Annotated in this window: 17 protein-coding genes and 2 pseudogenes; 7 read left to right on the top strand and 12 right to left on the bottom strand. The window is 61.9% G+C overall.

The window, feature by feature from the left end; genetic code table 11:
• The first annotated feature begins 6 nt into the window (after positions 1–6).
• From JJC00_RS38025 to JJC00_RS09450, 5 genes are read left to right on the top strand one after another with little or no spacing between them, the layout of a single operon-like run.
• Complete coding sequence (locus JJC00_RS38025; RefSeq protein WP_246774155.1) at positions 7–465, top strand: acetyl-CoA carboxylase biotin carboxyl carrier protein; 459 nt, start codon at positions 7–9, stop codon at positions 463–465.
• Positions 465–1,820 (top strand): acetyl-CoA carboxylase biotin carboxylase subunit, encoded by a 1,356-nt coding sequence (gene accC, locus JJC00_RS09465; RefSeq protein WP_200472319.1) that lies wholly within the window; start codon positions 465–467, stop codon positions 1,818–1,820. Before JJC00_RS38025 ends, accC begins: the two co-directional genes overlap by 1 nt.
• Positions 1,817–2,479 carry a 5-oxoprolinase subunit PxpB gene (gene pxpB / locus JJC00_RS09460; RefSeq protein ID WP_200472318.1) on the top strand — a complete coding sequence of 221 codons (663 nt, stop codon included), beginning with the start codon at positions 1,817–1,819 and terminating at the stop codon, positions 2,477–2,479. Before accC ends, pxpB (JJC00_RS09460) begins: the two co-directional genes overlap by 4 nt.
• On the top strand, positions 2,476–3,453 hold the full coding sequence (locus JJC00_RS09455) for a biotin-dependent carboxyltransferase family protein (protein WP_200472317.1): 978 nt from the start codon (positions 2,476–2,478) through the stop codon (positions 3,451–3,453). The genes pxpB (JJC00_RS09460) and JJC00_RS09455 overlap by 4 nt, the downstream gene beginning before the upstream one ends.
• The gene (locus tag JJC00_RS09450) at positions 3,444–3,878 is read left to right on the top strand and encodes an acetyl-CoA carboxylase biotin carboxyl carrier protein (RefSeq protein ID WP_200472316.1); all 435 of its coding nucleotides are present in this window, start codon (positions 3,444–3,446) and stop codon (positions 3,876–3,878) included. The genes JJC00_RS09455 and JJC00_RS09450 overlap by 10 nt, the downstream gene beginning before the upstream one ends.
• Here JJC00_RS09450 and JJC00_RS09445 read toward each other — a convergent pair.
• The 9 genes and pseudogenes from JJC00_RS09445 to JJC00_RS09405 form a co-directional block, all read right to left on the bottom strand.
• Entirely contained in the window at positions 3,871–4,638 is a 768-nt protein-coding gene (locus JJC00_RS09445; protein WP_200472315.1) for a LamB/YcsF family protein, read from the bottom strand. The genes JJC00_RS09450 and JJC00_RS09445 overlap by 8 nt on opposite strands.
• Before the next feature lie 35 nt (positions 4,639–4,673).
• The gene (locus JJC00_RS09440) at positions 4,674–5,651 is read right to left on the bottom strand and encodes a biotin-dependent carboxyltransferase family protein (RefSeq protein WP_200472314.1); all 978 of its coding nucleotides are present in this window, start codon (positions 5,649–5,651) and stop codon (positions 4,674–4,676) included.
• The gene (gene pxpB / locus JJC00_RS09435) at positions 5,648–6,343 is read right to left on the bottom strand and encodes a 5-oxoprolinase subunit PxpB (protein ID WP_200472313.1); all 696 of its coding nucleotides are present in this window, start codon (positions 6,341–6,343) and stop codon (positions 5,648–5,650) included. The genes JJC00_RS09440 and pxpB (JJC00_RS09435) overlap by 4 nt, the downstream gene beginning before the upstream one ends.
• Positions 6,344–6,480: 137 nt before the next feature.
• A complete protein-coding gene (locus JJC00_RS09430; protein ID WP_200472312.1) occupies positions 6,481–7,575 on the bottom strand; it encodes an ABC transporter ATP-binding protein in 1,095 nt (364 codons plus the stop codon).
• Between the two features lie 11 nt (positions 7,576–7,586).
• On the bottom strand, positions 7,587–8,651 hold the full coding sequence (locus JJC00_RS09425; RefSeq protein ID WP_200472311.1) for an extracellular solute-binding protein: 1,065 nt from the start codon (positions 8,649–8,651) through the stop codon (positions 7,587–7,589).
• A gap of 27 nt (positions 8,652–8,678) precedes the next feature.
• The gene (locus tag JJC00_RS09420; protein ID WP_200472310.1) at positions 8,679–9,482 is read right to left on the bottom strand and encodes an ABC transporter permease; all 804 of its coding nucleotides are present in this window, start codon (positions 9,480–9,482) and stop codon (positions 8,679–8,681) included.
• Entirely contained in the window at positions 9,482–10,303 is an 822-nt protein-coding gene (locus JJC00_RS09415) for an ABC transporter permease (RefSeq protein WP_246774154.1), read from the bottom strand. The genes JJC00_RS09420 and JJC00_RS09415 overlap by 1 nt, the downstream gene beginning before the upstream one ends.
• A 329-nt stretch (positions 10,304–10,632) precedes the next feature.
• A complete protein-coding gene (locus tag JJC00_RS09410) occupies positions 10,633–11,835 on the bottom strand; it encodes a pyridoxal phosphate-dependent aminotransferase (protein WP_200472308.1) in 1,203 nt (400 codons plus the stop codon).
• Positions 11,828–12,632, bottom strand: a pseudogene (locus JJC00_RS09405) (SDR family oxidoreductase). Before JJC00_RS09405 ends, JJC00_RS09410 begins: the two are co-directional and overlap by 8 nt.
• A gap of 228 nt (positions 12,633–12,860) precedes the next feature.
• Here JJC00_RS09405 and JJC00_RS09400 point away from each other — a divergent pair.
• Both JJC00_RS09400 and JJC00_RS09395 read left to right on the top strand, forming a co-directional pair.
• Complete coding sequence (locus JJC00_RS09400) at positions 12,861–13,553, top strand: SDR family NAD(P)-dependent oxidoreductase (RefSeq protein WP_200472307.1); 693 nt, start codon at positions 12,861–12,863, stop codon at positions 13,551–13,553.
• 1,597 nt (positions 13,554–15,150) lie between these two features.
• Complete coding sequence (locus JJC00_RS09395; protein WP_200298549.1) at positions 15,151–16,476, top strand: DUF3422 family protein; 1,326 nt, start codon at positions 15,151–15,153, stop codon at positions 16,474–16,476.
• Positions 16,477–16,535: 59 nt separating this feature from the next.
• Here the strand turns inward: JJC00_RS09395 and JJC00_RS09390 are convergent.
• From JJC00_RS09390 to JJC00_RS09380, 3 genes and pseudogenes are all read right to left on the bottom strand, one after another.
• A pseudogene (locus JJC00_RS09390) lies at positions 16,536–16,971 on the bottom strand (PIN domain-containing protein).
• Entirely contained in the window at positions 16,968–17,270 is a 303-nt protein-coding gene (locus JJC00_RS09385) for a hypothetical protein (RefSeq protein ID WP_200472306.1), read from the bottom strand. Before JJC00_RS09385 ends, JJC00_RS09390 begins: the two are co-directional and overlap by 4 nt.
• A gap of 308 nt (positions 17,271–17,578) precedes the next feature.
• The gene (locus tag JJC00_RS09380) at positions 17,579–19,234 is read right to left on the bottom strand and encodes a recombinase family protein (protein WP_200472305.1); all 1,656 of its coding nucleotides are present in this window, start codon (positions 19,232–19,234) and stop codon (positions 17,579–17,581) included.
• Between the last annotated feature and the right edge of the window lie 159 nt (positions 19,235–19,393).

The following is a 19,393-nucleotide window of genomic DNA, read 5'->3' as shown; positions in this document are numbered from 1 at the left end:
GTGACCGTGGACTTCGCCAAGATCGAACAACTCGTGGATCTGGTTGCCCGCTCGTCCATCGCGGAGCTGGATCTGACGCAAGACGGAACCCGCATCCGCATCCTCAAGCGCCCGTCTGCGGAAGCGCCGCCGGCCCCGGCTCGCCCTGCCGGCGGAAGCGATCCGCAAACTCCCTCCGCCAATCATAAGGACGGCCCAGCGCCCGGCGCTCCCGCCGATATCGTCGTCTCCGCGCCGATGCACGGCGTGTTCTACCGGTCTGCAGCGCCGGACGAGCCACCGCTGGTCGAGGTCGGCGCGAGGGTCGAGGCCGGGCAAAAGATATGCACGATCGAAGCGATGAAGACCTTCATCGACATCGCCGCCGAGACGTCCGGTGTCGTGCTTGCGATCCTTGCCGAGAATGGTGACGAGATCGCAGCGGGGCAAGCGCTGTTCCGGATCGGTCCTGCGGGTTCATCCTGATGTTCGACAAGGTCCTGATCGCCAACCGCGGCGAGATCGCGCTCCGTATCCAGCGCGCCTGCCGGGCCATGGGTCTCAAGACGGTCGTCATTCACTCGGAAGCGGACAGCGACGCGCGCTATGTCGCGCTCGCCGATCAGGCGCTCTGCATCGGGCCGGCTCCGGCGAACAGCACCTATCTCAACGTGGCGGCGATCCTGCTCGCGGCCGAAGTCAGCGGCGCCGAGGCGATCCACCCGGGATACGGGTTTCTGTCGGAAAGCGCGGAGTTCGCCGATCGGGTCGTGCGCGCCGGTCTCACCTTCATCGGCCCTCCCGCGGAGTGCATCCGGACCATGGGCGACAAGGTTGCCGCCAAGCGCGCGATGCGACTGGCGGGTGTGCCTTGCGTACCCGGGCCGGACAGCGCCCTTCCGGATGATCCGGCGGAGGTGCGCGCGATCGCGCGGGACATCGGATATCCCGTCATCATCAAGGCTGCCGGCGGTGGCGGCGGCCGCGGCATGCGGATCGTGCGCAAGGAATGCGCGCTGGACGAGGCGCTTGCGCTGACGCGCGCGGAAGCCGGCAAGGCCTTCGGAAACGCTGCGGTCTATATCGAGAAATTCCTCGAGAAGCCGCGCCATATCGAGATTCAGGTGCTGTGCGATCAGCACGACAACCATCTCTGGCTCGGCGACCGCGACTGCTCGCTCCAGCGCAGGAACCAGAAGGTCGTCGAGGAAGCTCCCGCGCCGGGCATCGATCGCACGCTGATCGAGCAGGTCGGCGCGAGCTGCGTCGAAGCCTGCCGGCGGATCGGCTATCGCGGCGCCGGCACGTTCGAGTTCCTCTACGAGAACGGGCAGTTCTTCTTCATCGAGATGAACACGCGCGTCCAGGTGGAGCATCCCGTCACCGAGATGACGACGGGTATCGACATCGTCAAGGAACAGATTCGCATTGCGCGCGGCGAGCACCTCGGGATCGCGCAAGGCGACATCGCGCCTGCCGGCCATGCCGTCGAATTTCGCATCAATGCCGAAGATCCCGCCACCTTCACGCCCTGGCCCGGCACGGTGACGCGCTGGGACGTGCCCGGCGGCATCGGCATTCGCGTCGACTCCCATATCGCGGCGGGCGCCACCGTACCGCGTCACTATGATCCCCTGATCGGCAAGCTGATCGCCCACGGCAGCACTCGCGAGGAGGCTCTGGCCCGCGCGCGCGTCGCCTTGTCCGAACTGCGCGCCGAAGGCATCCGGACCAACGTGCCCTTGCACCAGGCGATCCTTTCGGACCCGACGTTCTGCCGTGGCGGCTTCGATATCCACCATCTCGAACACTGGATGAATGCGAAGATGGCCGCACAATGACGGTGCCCGACCGGCCGCGGATCAGCCTGCTCGGTACATCGGCTCTCCTGTTCGAGGCCCCCGGGGCGTTCGACCTGCCGCACCAGCGACGCATCTGGGCACTGGCCGCCACGGCATCGAAATGGCCTGACATCCGCGAAGCCGTTCCCGGCATCACCAACCTGATGCTGACCTTCGAAACGCCTCCTCGCCAACTCGACGCCCTGATCGCCGCTCTCAACGACGGCTGGGAGACGGCGGAAGGCCTCGCCATTGGCGGTCGCGAGATCAGGCTGCCGGTCACCTATGGCGGCGAGATCGGATCGCAGCTCCAGTCCGTTGCCGATCATTGCAGCCTGTCCATCGACGATGTCGTGGCCATCCATGCCGCGCCGCTCTACACGGTGTTCGCACTGGGTAGCCATCCCGGCTATTGCTACCTCGGCGGCATGGATCCGCGCATCACTATGCCGCGACGACAGACACCATTGCAACGCTCCGCCGGCGGTTCGGTATCGATCGGCGGGTCGCAGACCGGCGTCTCCGCCTCGCCCGGCCCCAGCGGCTGGCATGCTATCGGACACACGAGGTGGACCTTCTTCGACCCATCCTGGCCGACGCCAGCCGCGCTAGTCCCGGGCGATACGATCCGTTTCGAGATCGAACGGGTGATCCGGTGATCGAGATCCTGTCAGTCACAGGCCCCGCAAGCATCCAGGATCTCGGGCGCTTCGACCAGTACCGCTTCGGGGTTGGCACCTCGGGTGCGATGGACGATGTCGCCCTGCGCGCCGGCAACATCATGCTCGGCAATGACGAGAATGCCGCCGCCGTCGAAATCCCGATGATGCCGTTCAGGCTCCGCTTCGATCGGAACATCGCTTTTGCGCTCACCGGCGCCGCCGTCGAGGCCGAGATCGCAGGACGCGCCATTCCGCCGTGGTGGCGCTCGTACGCGCGCGCCGGAGATATTCTGAACATCAAGGCGATGTCTCACGGCGCACGAAGCTATCTGGCCGTCAGCGGCGGCATCGACGTACCGATGGTGATGGGCTCGCGCAGCACACAGTTTCGCGGCGAGTTCGGCGGCTTGCACGGACGGCCGCTGCAGGCGGGCGACATCCTGCCCTGCGCTGCGTCCACCGCAGTCTTTGGCGAGCTCGGGATCGAACCCGCCGGCATCACGCTGGCGCGAACGAACGGTGCTGCGGACGAGACCATCGTCAGGGTCATCGTTGCCGGTGAATATGAGGCGTTCGATGCCACGGCGCAGGACTTGTTCTGGTCCAGCAGCTGGACGATCACGCCCCAAAGCAATCGCTACGGTTACCGCCTGCAAGGCCCCGCGGTGCAGCCGAAAGCGCCGGTCGAAAAGCGCTCGCACGGCATCGTTCCGGGTGTCATCCAGATTCCCCCCAACGGACAGCCCATCATTCAGATGCGAGATGCGCAGACATCCGGGGGCTATCCGAAGATCGCGACCGTGATCGGGGCCGACCTGTGGCGCGTTGGGCAGGCGCGGCTCGGCGGTAAGCTGCGGTTCGAGCAGACCGCCTACACCGATGCGCTTGCAGCCGAAGGCGAGATGTCGGCCTATCTCGATCGGCTGCGGGCCAATATGCGTCTTGTCGAGGAGGCCCGAACATGCCGATAGAGACAACCGATATCGCGCGGCTGGCGCAGATCCTCGAAAACTCCGGCGTCGACACGATCGAGATCGAGGAGCCGGGACTGACCCTGAAGCTCGTTGTGGCCACAAGGCTCCGCACGGCAGCGTCTGCATCGCGTGCCGCCGCAACCGCCCCTGCCGCCGATCATTTCGTCATGGCGAAAGCCGATGTCGCGGGACATTTCCGTGCCGCCCATCCCTGGCAGGACAAGCCGTTCGTCGCGCCCGGCCAGCGCATCGAGGCTGGCGCGACGCTCGGCCTGGTGAAGATCGGGCTATTGTATGCACCCGTCGTTGCGCCCACCGCGGGCATCGTCGATGCCGTGATCGCGGAAACCGGCGCCATGGTCGGCTATGGCACTCCGATCGTGCGCATCCTTCCGCGCGCGCCAGGCAACCCGCTCAATTGAGCAGTACGGTTGCAGGCGTGACTTCGCCGCCGCCCTGTTCGATCACGCGGCGAACCGTGCCGGCGAGATCGACCGATCCAGGCGTGTCACTGTGGATCAGGATCGAGCGAGCCTCGATCTTGATCGACTTGCCCTCGATGGTCTTCACCGTTCCGCTGTCCAGGAACCGCTTGACCCGCTCAGCCACCCCTTCCTGCGAGGTGATGACGGAATTGGGAAGCTTGCGTGAAACCAGATGGGCGTTCTCGTCATAGGCCCGATCGGCCAGGAACAACGTCAAGACGCGCAAGCCAACCTCGCGCGCGGCGCGCACGATCTCGGCGTCGGGCTGCGAGAACACGATGAAATCGCGGTTGATTGTCGCGATCGCGCGCGCGACGACATCAGCCATGTCGGGGTCCGCGTTGACCATATTGCCCATCGCGGCGTGGAAGCTGACATGGGTCACGCGGTGGCCGGCATTGGCCGCGATCGCCTGCAAGGCGCCGATCTGATAGACCATATGCTTCTCGAGTTCGGCGGCATCCATCTGGATCACGCGGCGGCCAAATCCGAGCAGGTCGGGCAGGCCCGGATGGGCACCGACCTCAACTCCCTTCTGCTTTGCCAAGCGGACCATGCGATCCATGATCATGGGATCCCCGGCGTGGAAGCCGCACGCCACGTTGGCGGACGAGACGATGCCCATCAGCGCCTCGTCATCGCAGATGCGATAATTGCCGAAGCCTTCGCCCATGTCCGAATTGATGCCGACTTTCATGTTCGCACCCTGCTCTTGTTCTCGTTGACGTTCACTCAAAGCTGTCGATAAAGATCCGCGACAGCCCGCAAGCTGGCGAGATAGTCATTGACGGGGGCCATGGCCGCGACCGCGTCCTGGTAGCTCACATCCCTGAAGGCGATGAATGATCCTGGCGCCGCCTGGCCCAGGCGCCAGAGATCGGCCTGAATCACGGCCGCCATCTTGGGATAGCCGCCGGCCGTGTTGGCGTCGCTCATCTGGATGATCGGCTCGCCGGCCGGCGGCACCTGCACGACGCCGGCCACGACGCCATGCGAGCGCATCTCGATCGGCGCGTCCAATGTCAGCTTGTCTCCAGTGAGGCGGTATCCGCCGCGGTCGCTCCGGGCGCTGACCTTCCACGCAGTGGACCAGAACCTCGCCTGCATCGCCTCTGAAAACAGATCGTATTCACCGGCCCGCATGACACGTATCCGCAGCACGCCGTCATCTCGCGGGCCGGCGCCTGGGATCGCGACGTCCGGCGGCGCGGCGCCGAAGTCGAAGCGGCGGGCAGCCTCTTGCGGTGGCTTGCCGACCGGAATGACGTCGCCCGTCTGCAAGCTTCGCCCCTCGAGCCCACCGAAGCCGGCGCGCAGATGCGTGCTGCGCGAACCCAGCACCCGCGGAACGTCGAGGCCACCGCCGAACGTCGCGTAGACGCGCGCACCGCGGCGCGGCGTTCCGATCGCGAGAATGTCGCCAGCCCTCGCCCGCTTGCACCACCACGGGCGCATGGATAATCCGGCCAGCGTCGAGACGTGATCGGCGCCCGTGAGCGCAAATGTCGTGTCCTCCTGGAAACGCAGGCGGAACGGAAATGTCTGGATCTCGAGGCCGGCCGCACCGTCCTCATTGCCGAGCAGTGCATTTCCGGCCGCGAGCGCGACGGGATCCATGGCGCCGGACGTGCTCACACCGATGCCGCGCGCGCCATGCCGGCCGAGATCCTGGATCGTGTTGAAGGCGGGGCTGGCCAGGATCTCGATCATAGCTCGATCCGATCGATCCTGAATCTGACACGGTCCCCCGGCAGCATGAGAGACGGTTGCTCGCGCTGCGGATCGAACATGGCGACAGAGGCCCAGCCGATCGCGTTCCATCCATTGGGGCTCGACAGCGCCGCGACGCCGGTCTGCATCCCGCCGATGGTCACCGAACCCGCGCGCATGTTGAGCGAGGGCACCGATTTGCGCGGCATGTGGATGCGCGGATCGAGGCCATGGAGATAACCAAACCCCGGCGAGCTCGCGACGGCGCAGACCGTGTAATCGCCCTCGCTATGAATTCTGATGACCTCGCGCGGCGGCAATCCCGTGTGCTCCGCGACCGCCGGCAAGTCGAAGCCGAGCTCGCCGCCATAGATCACAGGAATTTCGATGACCTTGCCGTCGGCCTTGCGGCCGGGCAAGCGATGCCACAGCTCGACGATCGAAGCGGCGAGCATGCCGATATCAGCAGGCGGCTGCTCGAAGACCAGCATCACATTGGTGACGCCGATGACGGCTTCCTGGACGTTCGGCCAGGACGACGCAGCATCCGCGAGCGCCCAGATGCGTCCCTGTTGAATCAGGTCAAAGTCACCCGGCGCCTCGACCAGCATCGCGAGCGTGCCGATCAGGCTGATCTTCGGGCTTTTCTCGATCGCGCCGACAAGGGGAGCGCTGGGCTGATTAATCGACAAAAGGGCCTCATTGGTCCAACGCCTGCGGCGCCGCCGTCTCCATTTCTAACCAAACAGCCCAAGTCGATCCAAGACGATGTTCGTCTACGGGTATAAGGGATGTCGATTGCCCGCACCCGCTGCGCCAGTCTCGCGCGTCAGTGACGGGCAATGATATGATTGCTCGGCGACTCCCACCGCGCGACAACTTCCTCGCCCACAGCGTATCGAAGTCCCGCGTGTTGCGACTGATTCTGCTCGAACACGATGATCTGCCCGCCACTCGGCGTCCTGAGGTAATAGTGACTGACGAAGCCGCGATAGATCGCCTGGTCGACACGCGCCATCACGCTGTTCGCAGGTTGCGCCGCCGAGGCCTGACCAGCCCTCTCGACGATGATCGCCTCGGGCCTGATCGAGACCATCGCGTCGCTCGCCGATGCTGGAAGCTGGTCGACCTGAATGCTCAATTCGGGCGACACGCGAATGACCGCTCCACTGCCATTGCGCTGCTCGACCGGACCTTCAAACAGGTTTGAGGCGCCGATGAACTGCGCGACGAATTTTGAAGCCGGACGCTGGTAAATTTCGGTGGCCGAGCCGACCTGCTCGAGCTTGCCATCGCGCATCACCACGATCTTGTCAGCCATGGTCAGCGCTTCGTCCTGATCGTGGGTCACCATGATGGTGGTCAGGCCGAGCCTGCGCTGCAGGGCGCGCAGCTCGACCTGCATGCTCTCGCGAAGCCCCTTGTCGAGCGCCCCGAGCGGCTCGTCAAGCAGCAGCATTGCCGGCTCGATCACCAGGGCACGCCCCAGCGCGACGCGCTGTTGCTGGCCGCCGGAGAGCTGGGCCGGATAGCGTTTTCCGAAGTTCGACAGCTGGACGAGGCTGAGAGCTTCGCTCACCTTCCTCGCGGCATCCGCCTTGGACATCCCGCGCATCTCCAGGCCGAATACGATGTTCTCCTCGACAGTCAAATGAGGGAACAAGGCATAGTTCTGGAACAGCATCCCAACGTTGCGGCGATGCACCGGCACGCCGGTCATCCTCTTGTCGTTGACGAAGACGTCGCCGGACGTCGGACGGATCAGGCCCGCAATCATGCGGAGGCAGGTCGTCTTGCCGCATCCGCTCGGACCGAGCAGAGCGACCATGTGCCCCGGCTCGATCGCGAGCGACACGTTGTCGACCGCGACCATGCGGCCGTATTCCTTGCTGAGGCGCTCAAGCCTGACTTCAGAAGATTTCATGACGACTCCGCTCAGCTCGTGAACACCTCGTTATATTTCTCCAGCCAGGGACCGCGGCGCGGGACGATGAAATTCCAGTCCGGCGTGAAGAGCCCGAGATCGGTTGCCTTCGTATCGGGATAAGCGAGGTATTTTGCCGTCTCAGGCTTGAAGTCGATGCCGCCGACCGAGGGCGCACTCAGCGTCTGCTCGGAGAGCATCTTGGCGACCGCCGGGTCCAGGATGCGGTTGATGAAGGCAGCTCCGAGTTCCGGCTCCGGGGCATTCTTGACGATCGTCATGCTGTTGATGCCGGTAAACGCGCCTTCCTTCGGGAAGGTCATATCGAGCGGCAGGCCCTTCGCGGTGTGGGGATAGATTGCCTTGGAATATTCGATGCCGCCGATCGTCGCCTGCCCCTGAGCGACCTGGAGCACCTGCGCCTCGCTGTCATAGATCGTCAGCACGTTCGGCTTGAGCGTCGCCAGCTTGTCCCAGCCTTGATCGACCAAATATTGCGCCTCCTTGAACGGCTTGCCCGTGACGAGCGAGGCCGCAACGATGAGCATCAGCACGCTCTGGGTATTCTTCGGCGTGTTGAGGAGGATCTGCTTGCGATATTTGGCGTCGAAGATCTCTTCATAGCTCTTGAGCGGCTTGGTCACCTGCGGATTGATGAACATAGCCGCGCTGGAGATCGAGAATCCGACGCCGTATCTGTCCTCGAAAATATATCGCGGATAGACCTTCGCGAGATTGGGGATCTTGTCGGCGTCGAGCTTGCCGATCAGGCCCTCCTGCTTTGCCTGGGGAATGCCGACGTCATCCATCATCATGACGCTGAACCGCGGCGTATCGCGCGTTGCACGAAGCGCGGCGATGTTGGAGAGCGTCGCGCCTTCAATCGTGAAGACCCGGCATTTGAACTCGGCTTCGAACTTGGGAATGACCTCCTTCTGGATCAGTTTACCCAGCGCGGAGTTGTAAACGCCGACGTGCAGCTGCCTGGCGTCCTGCGACCACGCCCGGCTGATGATGGTCGGGAAAGCGACCGCGGATGCACCGGCCTTGATGAGAGTCCTACGCGTCAGTCTCATGGTCCTATCTCCATCTACAAGAGTACATCAGGCGGCCAGCGCGCGGCGGAGACCGACCAGCTTCTCCAAAACCAGGACGCCGACCATCGCCATCAGGATGATGATGGTCGACATCGCCGGCACGGACGGATCGAAAACGTTGACGAGCTGCCGCATCAGGATCAGCGGCACGGGGGAGTATTCGGAGTTCGCGAGCCACATCGTGACCGGGTAGTTGTCGAACGACACCATGAAGGCAAACAGTCCGCCGGCGGCGACGCCAGAGGCGATCTGCGGCAGCGTCACCCGCCAGAAGGTTCGCAGCCGGCTGGCCCCGAGGGTGCGTGCGGCATCCTCCAGATTCTCGTCGACTAATTGCAGGCTGGTAACCACTGTCCGGATGACATAGGGCGAGGTCACGACGATATGGCCGATCAGAAGATTCAGCCGTGCGTCCGTCGAGCCGAGCTTGTTGAGGACCTGGAGCAGCGCGAGGCCCGTTATCAGGGCCGGAAATATCAGCGGCGAAAGCAGGAAACCCTTGATTGCCGCGAGGCCGACGAAATGTCCGCGCACCAGCGCGAAGGCCGCGGGCACACCGAACAGCAGCGAGCCCACCGTCGTGCCGAGCGCGAGCAAAATGCTGAGCCGCATCGCTTCAAGGAAGTCGCGGTCCTGGAGAACCTTGGCATACCATTTCAGCGTGAAGCCCTGCGGCGGAAACGTCACGAAATAGGAATCGGAGACCGACGCAGCCATGACGAGGAGCAGCGGCGCCAGGATAAACAGCATCATGCCGGCCGTGATGGTGTAGAGGATGAAGGCACCGAAGCCGGAAAACCGCTCGTCCATCAATCAGGCCTCCTGAGACGCCGGCCTTCCAGAAGCCACATCGAGACGCCATTGACCGCGAGAACGAGGCCGACGAGTACGACGGCAATCGCAGCACCGAACGGCCAGTCGTAGACGACGAAGATCTGCTGCTCGATCAAATTGCCGAGCATTACCGCCGAGGCCCCGCCCAGGATCGCAGGAATGACGAAGGAGCCGGCGGTGAGCGAAAATACCAGGGTGAAGCCCGCCACGAAGCCAGGCATGCTCAACGGCAGCGTCACCCGAAGAAAGACCTTCCACCAAGGCGCCCCGAGCATGCGAGCCGCGTCCTCCAGGTTGGGATCGATCTTGCCAAGCGCGGACGCCAACGGCAGAACCATCATCGGGAAGAACACGTGCAGCGATCCGATCACGACGGCCGTTTCGGTGTAGAGGACGGATATCGGTGCGTCGACGACATGCAGCGTCATCAGGATCCAATTCAACATCCCCTTCGGGCCGTTCTGGAGCACCAGCTGCCAGCCGTATCCACGAACGACCACGCTGACAATCAAGGGCGCGATCACGATCAAGGTGATGACCCGCGTGACTATCGGACGGCTCTTGACCATCACCAGGGCGACCGGATAGGCGAGCACCGTCGCAAGCGCCGAGGTGATGATGCTGATCCGCAGCGTCGTCCAAAGCACGCGCGCGTAGAGTTCGACATTAACGAGGCGTGCGTAATGCGCCAGCGTGAACGGGCGGCCGATGATGCCGCGGCTGTCCTGCGTCTGGATGCTCGAGAACAGCAGGGCGAGCGCCGGATAGAAGAAGAAATAGGTCAGGAAAGCCAACATCGGTATGGCGAGAACCCCGACGGGCAACGCCAAGCGCCAGCGCGATCTCTCCCGGGCGACCGGTGGCGCCTCAACAGTTAAAACTGCCACCGCCTCGTCACTGGTGGTCATCGCTGGCCGTCCTCGACTGTGCGATACCAAGACTACCCCTCTTTAGAACAAAGCTTATGCGTTGGCATTCTACAGGACCAAGAACATCTTCGTTTAGGGGCATCAGGAACGATTATGACAACCTCGGCATATTGCTCCGATCTTGATCTGCGAAGGCCGCTGGTTACAGCTTTCGCCGACCGTCCGGGGGCCCTCTCCCTTGCATTTCGAATACCCGGTCAGCGCAGGCTTTCGCAGAAGCTTGCGATGCGCTGGCAGCCTTCCCTGAGCGATCCGATATCGGTCGCGTAGGAAATGCGGAAATACGGGCTCATGCCATAGGCGCCACCGTGCACCGCAGCAACATGCTGCTCCTCCAGCAAAGCCGAGATGAAGTCGGCATCGGTGTCCAGCCGCCGCCCACCCTTCGTGGTCTTGCCGATGCAGCCGGCGATGTTCGGAAACACGTAGAACGCCCCTTGGGGCTTGTGGCAGGTGATGCCGGGGATCTGATTCAGAAGCTTGACCACGAGATCGCGCCGATCACGATAGATGTCCGTGCGCTCCTTCAGGAAATCCTGCGGACCGTCCAGGACCGCAACCGCCGCCGCCTGGCTCAAGGTGCAGATACCGCCGGTCGCCTGGCCATGGACGTTATTCATCGCCGCGATCAGGTCCCTGGGACCTCCGCAATAGCCGACCCGCCAGCCGGTCATGGCGTAGGCCTTCGACGCGCCGTTGACGGTCACGACGCGGTTCTTCAGCCGTGGCTCAACCTCGGCGATGGTACAGAACTCGAAACCATCATAGGTGAGATGCTCATAGATATCGTCGGTGAGAATCCACACGTCCGGGTACTTCAACATGACGTCGGCGATCGTACGCATCTCCTCGCGCGTGCATGCCGCCCCGGTCGGATTGTTGGGAAAATTCAGGATCAACCACTTCGTCCTGGGCGTGATCGCCGCATTGAGGTCCGCCGGGCGGAGCTTGAACCGGTTGTTCTCCGGACAGGGCACGGCGACCGGCGTCGCCTCCGCGAGGAGAACGATGTCCGCATAGGTGATCCAGCCGGGGGCCGGAATGACCACCTCGTCGCCGGGATTGCAGGTCGCAAATAGCGCGTTGAAGATGATCTGCTTGCCGCCGTTGGCGATCAGGATCTCGTCAAGAGCATAGTCGAGATTGTTCTCGCGCTTGAACTTGCGTTGCACCGCGGTCCTTAGCGCGACGGTCCCAGGCTGCGCCGGATATTTGGTATCGCCGGCAAGTGCCGCCCGATGAGCGGCCTCGATCGCATGCGGCGGCGTCGGAAAATCGGGCTCCCCGGACGACAGGCCGACGATCTTGACACCTGCGTCACGGAGCTCACGCGCCTTGTCCGTCATCGCCGCCGAGGCCGACACCTTCACGGTCTTGAGGCGGTTTGCAAGTTCAGGCATTGTCGGCTCCGCTTGTCATTTCTCTCAATCGCGTGGTGTCGGATCGGCTGGCGAATCGCAGTTCGCCGACAACCTGGAACGTGGGGACGACCTCGATCATCGCGAAGTTCATCCGCGCCGGCGCCCCCACCGCGAAAGCAATGGCTTCCGCGATGTCTTCGGACTGGAGCGTCTCGAACGCGCCGACGAAGCGGGCATCCGGATTGTCGGCGGCATTCTGGTTCTGGAAGATGCTCGTCGCCACGCGCCCGGGCGAGACTTCGGTGACGCGAATGCAGGTTCCGTAGAGATCGATGCGCACTTGCTGCGACAGCGAATGAATGCCCGACTTGGTCGCGTGATAGGCCGCCGATGAATTGAATGTCATTGCATTCTCGCCGAACGCATAATGGCCGGCGATCGACGAGATGTTGATCACGTGGCCGCGGTTGCGCTGTGCCATACCGGGTACGATGAGCCGCGTCAGATGCAGGACCGCGCGTAGATTGACGTCGACCAGCGTGTCGACATCGTCCGATGCGGTAATCCAGGATATTGCTGCGCCGCGACTGACCGGCACTATTGACGAGGACGTCGAACTCGGCCGAGCCGCCAAGCCGCGTCAGGGCAGCGAGATCGTTCACATCGAGCGCGCATACTCGACAGCCCGTCTCAGCCGAGAGCCTCGCCAATCGCCGATGGTCTCGCCCCAGCGCGTGAACCTCGAGTCCCTCGGCGCAGAGCCGCCGAACCGTCGCAGCCCCGATACCCGAGGACGCGCCCGTCACCAACGCCGTTCGATAGTCCGAAAATCCCATCTGTGGGGGCTCTTTTGCAGGCAGCCAAAACTACGTGCATGGGCCGATCTAGGCATACAGCAGATTTGTTCTGCCCTCATAAGGACATCCAATATCCCGGCCGGATGCGCCGCCCTGCCAGCCATAAGCACGCCCGATGCCGGCAGAGCGAATTTCTCTTACTCGCTGTCGGTCGCGTCCCCTTACATTTCGTGATGCACTTGGTTCACTTATAGGAGACGGACTCGGATGTTGGAGGTCGGCAATCGGATCGTCATGGTCTCGGGAGCTTCGCGCGGCATCGGACGCGCCGTCGTCGACCGGCTGCTGTCGTCGGGCTTCCGCGTATCGGCGGGGCTTCGCGATGCGAGCCGTCTTGCGGAAAGCGATCGCCTCATGACGCATCGCTATGACGCCGAAGATGCCGCGAGCCCGATCGCGTGGGTCAATGCCACGGTCGCACGATGGGGCGGCGTCGATGCCATTATCAATGCGGCGGGGATCAACCCGAAAGTTCGCGTCTGCGACGAGGGCGAGGACGACCTCGACGACATGTGGCGCGTTAACGTGAAGGGTCCTCTGCGCCTCGTCAGGGCCACTCTGCCTCATCTTGCCGTGTGTGGCCACGGCAGGGTCATCAATCTGGGCTCCCTCGCCGGCAAGCGCGTGGGTAGCAATGTCGGCTACGCCATGACCAAATTCGCGGTGGTCGCACTAACCCACGGCATTCGCCGCGAAGGACGCGCGGCCGGCATTCGTGCAACGGTGATTTGCCCGGGCTACGTTGCCACCGACATGACGCTGAACGACGACGAGATCCCTCGCCACGAGATGAGCCAGCCAGGCGACATCGCCCGCCTGGTGGAAACCGCACTCATGCTGCCGAACAACGCGTCGGTGTCCGAGATGCTCGTGCACTGCCAGTTCGAGCCGACGCTGTAGGCCCTGGGCGTGAGGGGCGACGTTTATGACGCCCGGCGAACTATGCCGAGTAGGGTCGTTCTGCCCAGATTTCTCGCTGACTTCAGAGGCGGGCCGCACGGATAGCTCGCCGAGTGCTATGCCGCTCGTCTCTTCGAAGAGAGGCTCGTTCGGCACGGCGCGTGGCATTGCTCAACCGCCGGTACAACCGGCTTCCGCCTAAATACTCTTCAAGTTCCATCTTCCTGTCGGCCTGCTGCCCGGTAGAAGCGCGGCAAGCCCTATGTCTACAGCGAAGATCGATGCGTTGTTGACGCGGCGCTGGCTATGCCAGCCGACGGGGTGCGCAAATCGCCTACCATACCTTGTTCGGGCTGATCGCGGTGACAGGCATGCGCATCCGAGGCGATGGGCCTGGAGCGTGATGTCGACCTCGACGTCGGAGTGCTGACGTCTTCGAGGAAGGTGTTATCGCGGGACCCAACGCGGTGCGCAGCATGCGCGCGCCACGCGAGAACGCTTCCGAATGGATTGAAGTGCTTGCCACGATCGTACCCGTCGAGCGCCAATCGCGGCAGGCGATCAGCGACGAGGATAGATAGAAAAGGCAGCGAATGGATCAGTTCAACAAGCATTCAGCCGTCGTAGCGAGCCAGCGTAGAGGAGAGAAACACTACTTGGTGTGTAGAAGGCGATAACCTCACTCGATGTGACGTTATGAGCCCATCGCCAGGCCTTGCCCCCGGTCCGGGCGCGGTCACTCTCCGGACACTGCATCGACAAATCCGACCACAGCGTGGCCCCCCAGACAATGGCAGCGGCCGGGCGAGCCATCATCTTGCCAAAACAGGCAATTCCCTGTGGCCTGACCACGAGCGCATTCTTGTCAGAATGCGAGCGCGCCTTATGTCTGAAACCCGCCTCCGACTGTCTTCGAACACCCCATTGCGCCAAAAAACACGCGAGCCTGCCCTTCTACAGTGCTGGCCCAAATCCTGCACCGGCTCTCCGCGCCGGAAAGTTGGGCGTCAGCAACAAGACGGGAGTTGCGCTTGGTCATCGATCTGTCAATCGACAATGCGGTTGTCGCACCCGAGCTCGACTGTCTGCATCCCGCTGGGAGAAGCGGAAGACGCTCTTGCTTGCCATCGGTCATGCCGCTGGAAACCTGTCTTCAGAAGATGGCCGGCGTATCTTCATTTGCGCGCGGCAATCCTTCGGTGGCGGGCGATGTCCGTGGGATTCGGAGGCAGACAACCGTATCTAGGTCGATCAAGGCATTGGTCGGACGGTGTCGCACGCTACCCCCGAGGTCGGGAACGGCTTGTTCGCGATCGCTACAAGCATTGATCCACAATGCCGGCATTTTGCCACCGGACCGTACCCCGCGGACGTCTTTGACGGGGTCAGCCGAAAGCGGGATGAGGCTGTTCCCGCTCAATCTGCTCGGCATGATCCTGCTCGCTCAAGACCTCTTTCTCGAGCTGAAGGCGACCTCGCTGTCGATCGTCAACGTGAGTTGATCGGCGCCTTGCCGCGCACCCGTTTTCCAGCACCGCCAATGCTTCCCGCGTCGAGGTTGACGGTTGCTTGCTCACTTGAAGCGAGGCGTCAATACATGATCGATGAACTGGATCTGCGAACCTTCACGCCACATCCGCAACGCGACGCCGTGCTCGGCGAAGTGCACGCGCGCCCTTTCACGCGCCTTGCTTCGCCATTCAGCGTGATCCACTTGGCTTTTCTTGCGCAGGGCGAGGCGGCCGCAAGCGATCGCTGCCGCTTTATCGATTTCTGCGTAGACCGCAATCTTCCGCCGCCTGCGCAATCGGCGAAACACCATCAGATTGTCATCGGTCCCGCGACGCTACGCTGGGAGCAGCATGCGGAATTTACGACATTCACCTGGTTCTGGACTAACGCAAATCGTCCTGCCGCTCACCAAGTCGGCAAAGTTGATGATGCCGTCCGATCGCTGATCCGCGCGTTGCGGCAGTCCGGACAATTGCTGGTCGCCATCAGGTTGGAAGTGGAGCAGGAGGCCTCGCCGACCAAGCGGGCCGAACAGATTTTTGACAAGAATAGCCTGGCGATGGTTGCCACAAAGAGCGGTGCAGGCGTTGCCGCGTCAGACTTCCGCGTGGACGAAAAAGGCTTCACGAAAATCCTCGTCTGCGACCTCGGGTTGACGTCGCACGATCTCGGAGCGCTGGTGCAACGGCTCCTGGAAATAGAGACCTACCGTCCTTTGGCGCTGCTTGGCCTGTCGGCGGCCCTTGAGCTTGCACCGTCTGTTGATCGCATCGACCGCCGTCTCGTCGAGGCCCTCGAAAAAATGCAAAGCGGTGCGGGGCTGCAATTCAATAACCATCTGCTTGCCGAGCTGACGGCGTTGGCCGCCTCCTTCGAAAGAGGCGCGACCGCCAGCCTGTTTCGCTTCGGGGCCAGCAGGGCCTATAACGAGCTGGTCCAATCGCGATTGTCAATCATTGAAGGCAACGACGTCTCGGGCTATCCGACCTGGTCGTCGTTTCTGGCGCGCCGCATGGCGCCTGCGATGCGAACTTGCGCGACCGTGGAGGATCGTCAGGCGACCCTGTCGGTCAAGCTCGCGCGTGCCGCCGATCTGTTGCGAACCCGTGTCGACGTCGAAATTGAACGACAGAATCGTGACCTCTTGCACGCTATCAACGAGCGCGCGAGGCAGCAACTTCGGATGCAGTGCACGGTCGAAGGATTGTCGGTCGGGGCGATCGGATATTACGTGGTCAGCCTGTTTGGCTATCTGGCCAAGGGCGCGCACGACGTCGGACTGCATGTAGAGCCCTCGTTCCTAACCGCAGCCTTCGTGCCAATCGCGGTCGGCGTGATCTGGCTGGTGAGTTACAACATCCGGAAGCGACACCTCAAGCACGACGACGCGCCTTCGGTGGCTCGCGACTAGAGCTCCTTGAGGGAATCAGTGCGTCCGTCCTACGAAGCTCGCATAGCGACTGTTCCTATTCATTCCCGCCCGTCCCGGATTGGGTTGGCGATCTCGATATCGAAGAACTCTTTTTCGTTGTCCGTCACGACGACGCAGTCGTAGGCTGCCGCAACAGCGGCGATAATCGTGTCGAGTGCGCTTCTAGGTCGCCCCTTGGTCCTGGCATCGGCCATGAGCCGCGCCCATATCAGTCCGGCTTTCTCGTCGAACGAGAGAACCCGGCCTGCGAACACGGCCTGGGGTCCCTCAGGTCCGGCGAACCTAGCGTTAAGCGCCTCACGCTTTCGACCTTTTGGCTTTTTCAAGAATGCCGCGATGGATTTCAGCGATAGTCAGCGCGGAGATAAAGAGATCCTGATCTTTCTGCTCCCCCATCCAGGTCGGCAGCGATCTCGACGGCTCCGGCTTGATGACGTTGCCAATGATGTTGGTATCAAGAAGGTAGCGTGTCACAGGTCGACCTTGCGCCCCTTTTCGCGCGGCCGGCTGAGGTCAAGATCGGCGCTGACCAGCGGTGAGCGGCGCAGCGCGGCAAGTACACCGCCCGTTTTTGGCGGCTCCCCCGCCACTGCCTGCTGTATGGTTCGGCGAAGCAGTCCCGGCTCTGGCCCCTCTGACGTCAATTTCCGGGCAAGGGTCCGGATTAGCTCACGATCGGCATCGAGCGCCTGGATCTCGAACCGTGCGATACCGCGTTTAGTCTGGCGCGATCGATAATTCTCGATGGCTCTTTTTTGCGCGCTGTCGCTCATCGCTCGCCCTCCATGTTATATCTGGATATATAGCCGTGTTTGCTGGACGTGAAGACGCTGACGCTAGAGTGGTCTCCGGCTTGGATAGCGCTCACCCCCGCACGTCACAAATTTCTGGTAAGCAGAATTCCACTTGCAGCGTCGGGCAAAACAGTGGTTAATAGGGTGCTGGTAGCCGCCACCGGGAGCCAGCATCGTGACCCGTGAATACGATACGTCTTCAGACCTATCAAAGATTGCCAAGCTCAATGGAGACTTCAGGAGGAACTACGGGAAGCTATTAGGAGCATTCCTGTATCTGCATTCCATCAATGCCGGACGCCGACGTTCTTGGTTTTTGGGCGGCTTGACTTCACTCGTCTGCTCGGTGGCGATGACTTGGCTCGGGAAACACGGGCTTTCTTGGTTAGTCGCCGGGTGATTGCTCGAACAAGTGCATCGGGCGTCTTGAAGCACATTATTGCGCGGCGTTCGCGAGCGGCCTCCGAAAACCTGATAGTCCGTTTCACAGTGCCATCGGTTGGCATCAGAACGTAGTCAAGCACGGCCTGATTGTGCTGAGACAGCCTGATGGCGGCGATCCATCCAGCGGGTACGTGTGCGTCACACTGGATCGTCCAATGTGGAGAATGACTCTCTAACTTCCCAGGAGTCCAGCGCGCTGCTCTGACGGATATATAGGTCGATCCGTTCACGCGCATTGAGTCTGTCCACCCGCCTGTGCTGGTCCGACCACCGGCCTTTCTAATTGCAGTACCAATTCGAGACGCAAGCATTGTCTTCTGCTTGGACCAAACCCTACGGGAGTCGAGAAATTCGTAGTTCCGCTTCGGAGTATACCCGAGCAGCCGATAGAGATTCCGCATGCTGCCAAAATGCGTTTGGCAAGTCGCCACACAGGGCAAGCCCGGCGTCCGGTCGATGATGTTAATGCTAAGACGTCCTTCCTTGAGCAGCGTCTTGCGTAACCGCAGGAGCATCTCTTCATCGGTAAGATCGACGCGACGCTCTCTGATGACTTTATTGGCTCTTAGAAAGATATCGCGATCGACGATTGGTTCGATGCAACCTTCACTTCTGATCCACTGTTCGGGAGGATTGTACGTGCGAGTTTGGCGAAGCTTCCATGACCGCCGATTGAATACAAGATTCCCGATGTAACTTTCGTCTCTAAGAATGGCACCAACCATCGCTCGCGTCCACGGCTTGCCTGGCCTCGTGGGCACCTTCGCTTTGTTCAGCTCCCAGGCAACAACTGTCTCACACTTTACTTCCAGGAAACGTTCAAATATCCACCTGACGACGGCAATCTCCTTCGTATCGCCCGGCCGGACTCGGATGTGATCGGTCGTGAGATATTTGCGGTCGCCACTCTTCATCACCCCCTTTGATTGATCCTTCTCGTCGACAAGCTCTCGTACCAGCCCATATCCAGCCACGCCGCAAGGCTTGTAGCCGAGGCGAGCAAATCGGCACTGGCCTGCGTATACCTTCGCCGACAGCTCCCGACTGTATTCGGCTGCCATCACTCGTTTGATGTTTTTGACGATGCTCGCCAGCATGCTGCCGTCATTATCGAATTGTTCGGCGCAATAGGCGATCTTGATGCCGGCGCGCTTACACATGAATTCGTAGTGTGCGCTTTCGTCGACGTCCTGGAAGCGTCCCCATCGACTTACGTCGTACACCAGGAGATGACCAAAGTCGGTCTGTCCGCCTTCAACGTCCTCAAGCAATTGTAGGAGACCGGCTCTATTTTTAATCAATAGTCCGCTCTCACCCTCATCCTTATAGGTCCGTACGAGCGTGAAGTTATGGGCGTGAGCGTAGGCCGCGATCACAGCAGCCTGATTTTGTATCGAATACTGCTGCCGGTCCGTAGACATTCGGACGTATTGAGCGGCCCGAAGACCAAGGACAGCTTTCGGTAGATGACTCTTGTGAACGACGAGGGCATTGCTCATTCATCGCCTCCGCCAGACAGCCATTTCCGAGTGACGCCCTGAATGCGCGGCTATTCAAGAGAGACTCCCAACGCACGCCGGCCGGGTCAAGGGTTTTCGGGAGAACGGTCCGGACGGGTATCGCCGATAGAGTCCAGAACTTCCCGTATCTCCCTATGA

Origin of the sequence: Bradyrhizobium diazoefficiens, assembly GCF_016616885.1 — a bacterium.
Taxonomy (GTDB): domain Bacteria; phylum Pseudomonadota; class Alphaproteobacteria; order Rhizobiales; family Xanthobacteraceae; genus Bradyrhizobium; species Bradyrhizobium diazoefficiens_F.
Note: the sequence above shows the minus strand (reverse complement) of the source record. Positions and strands in the feature narration are given on the sequence as shown.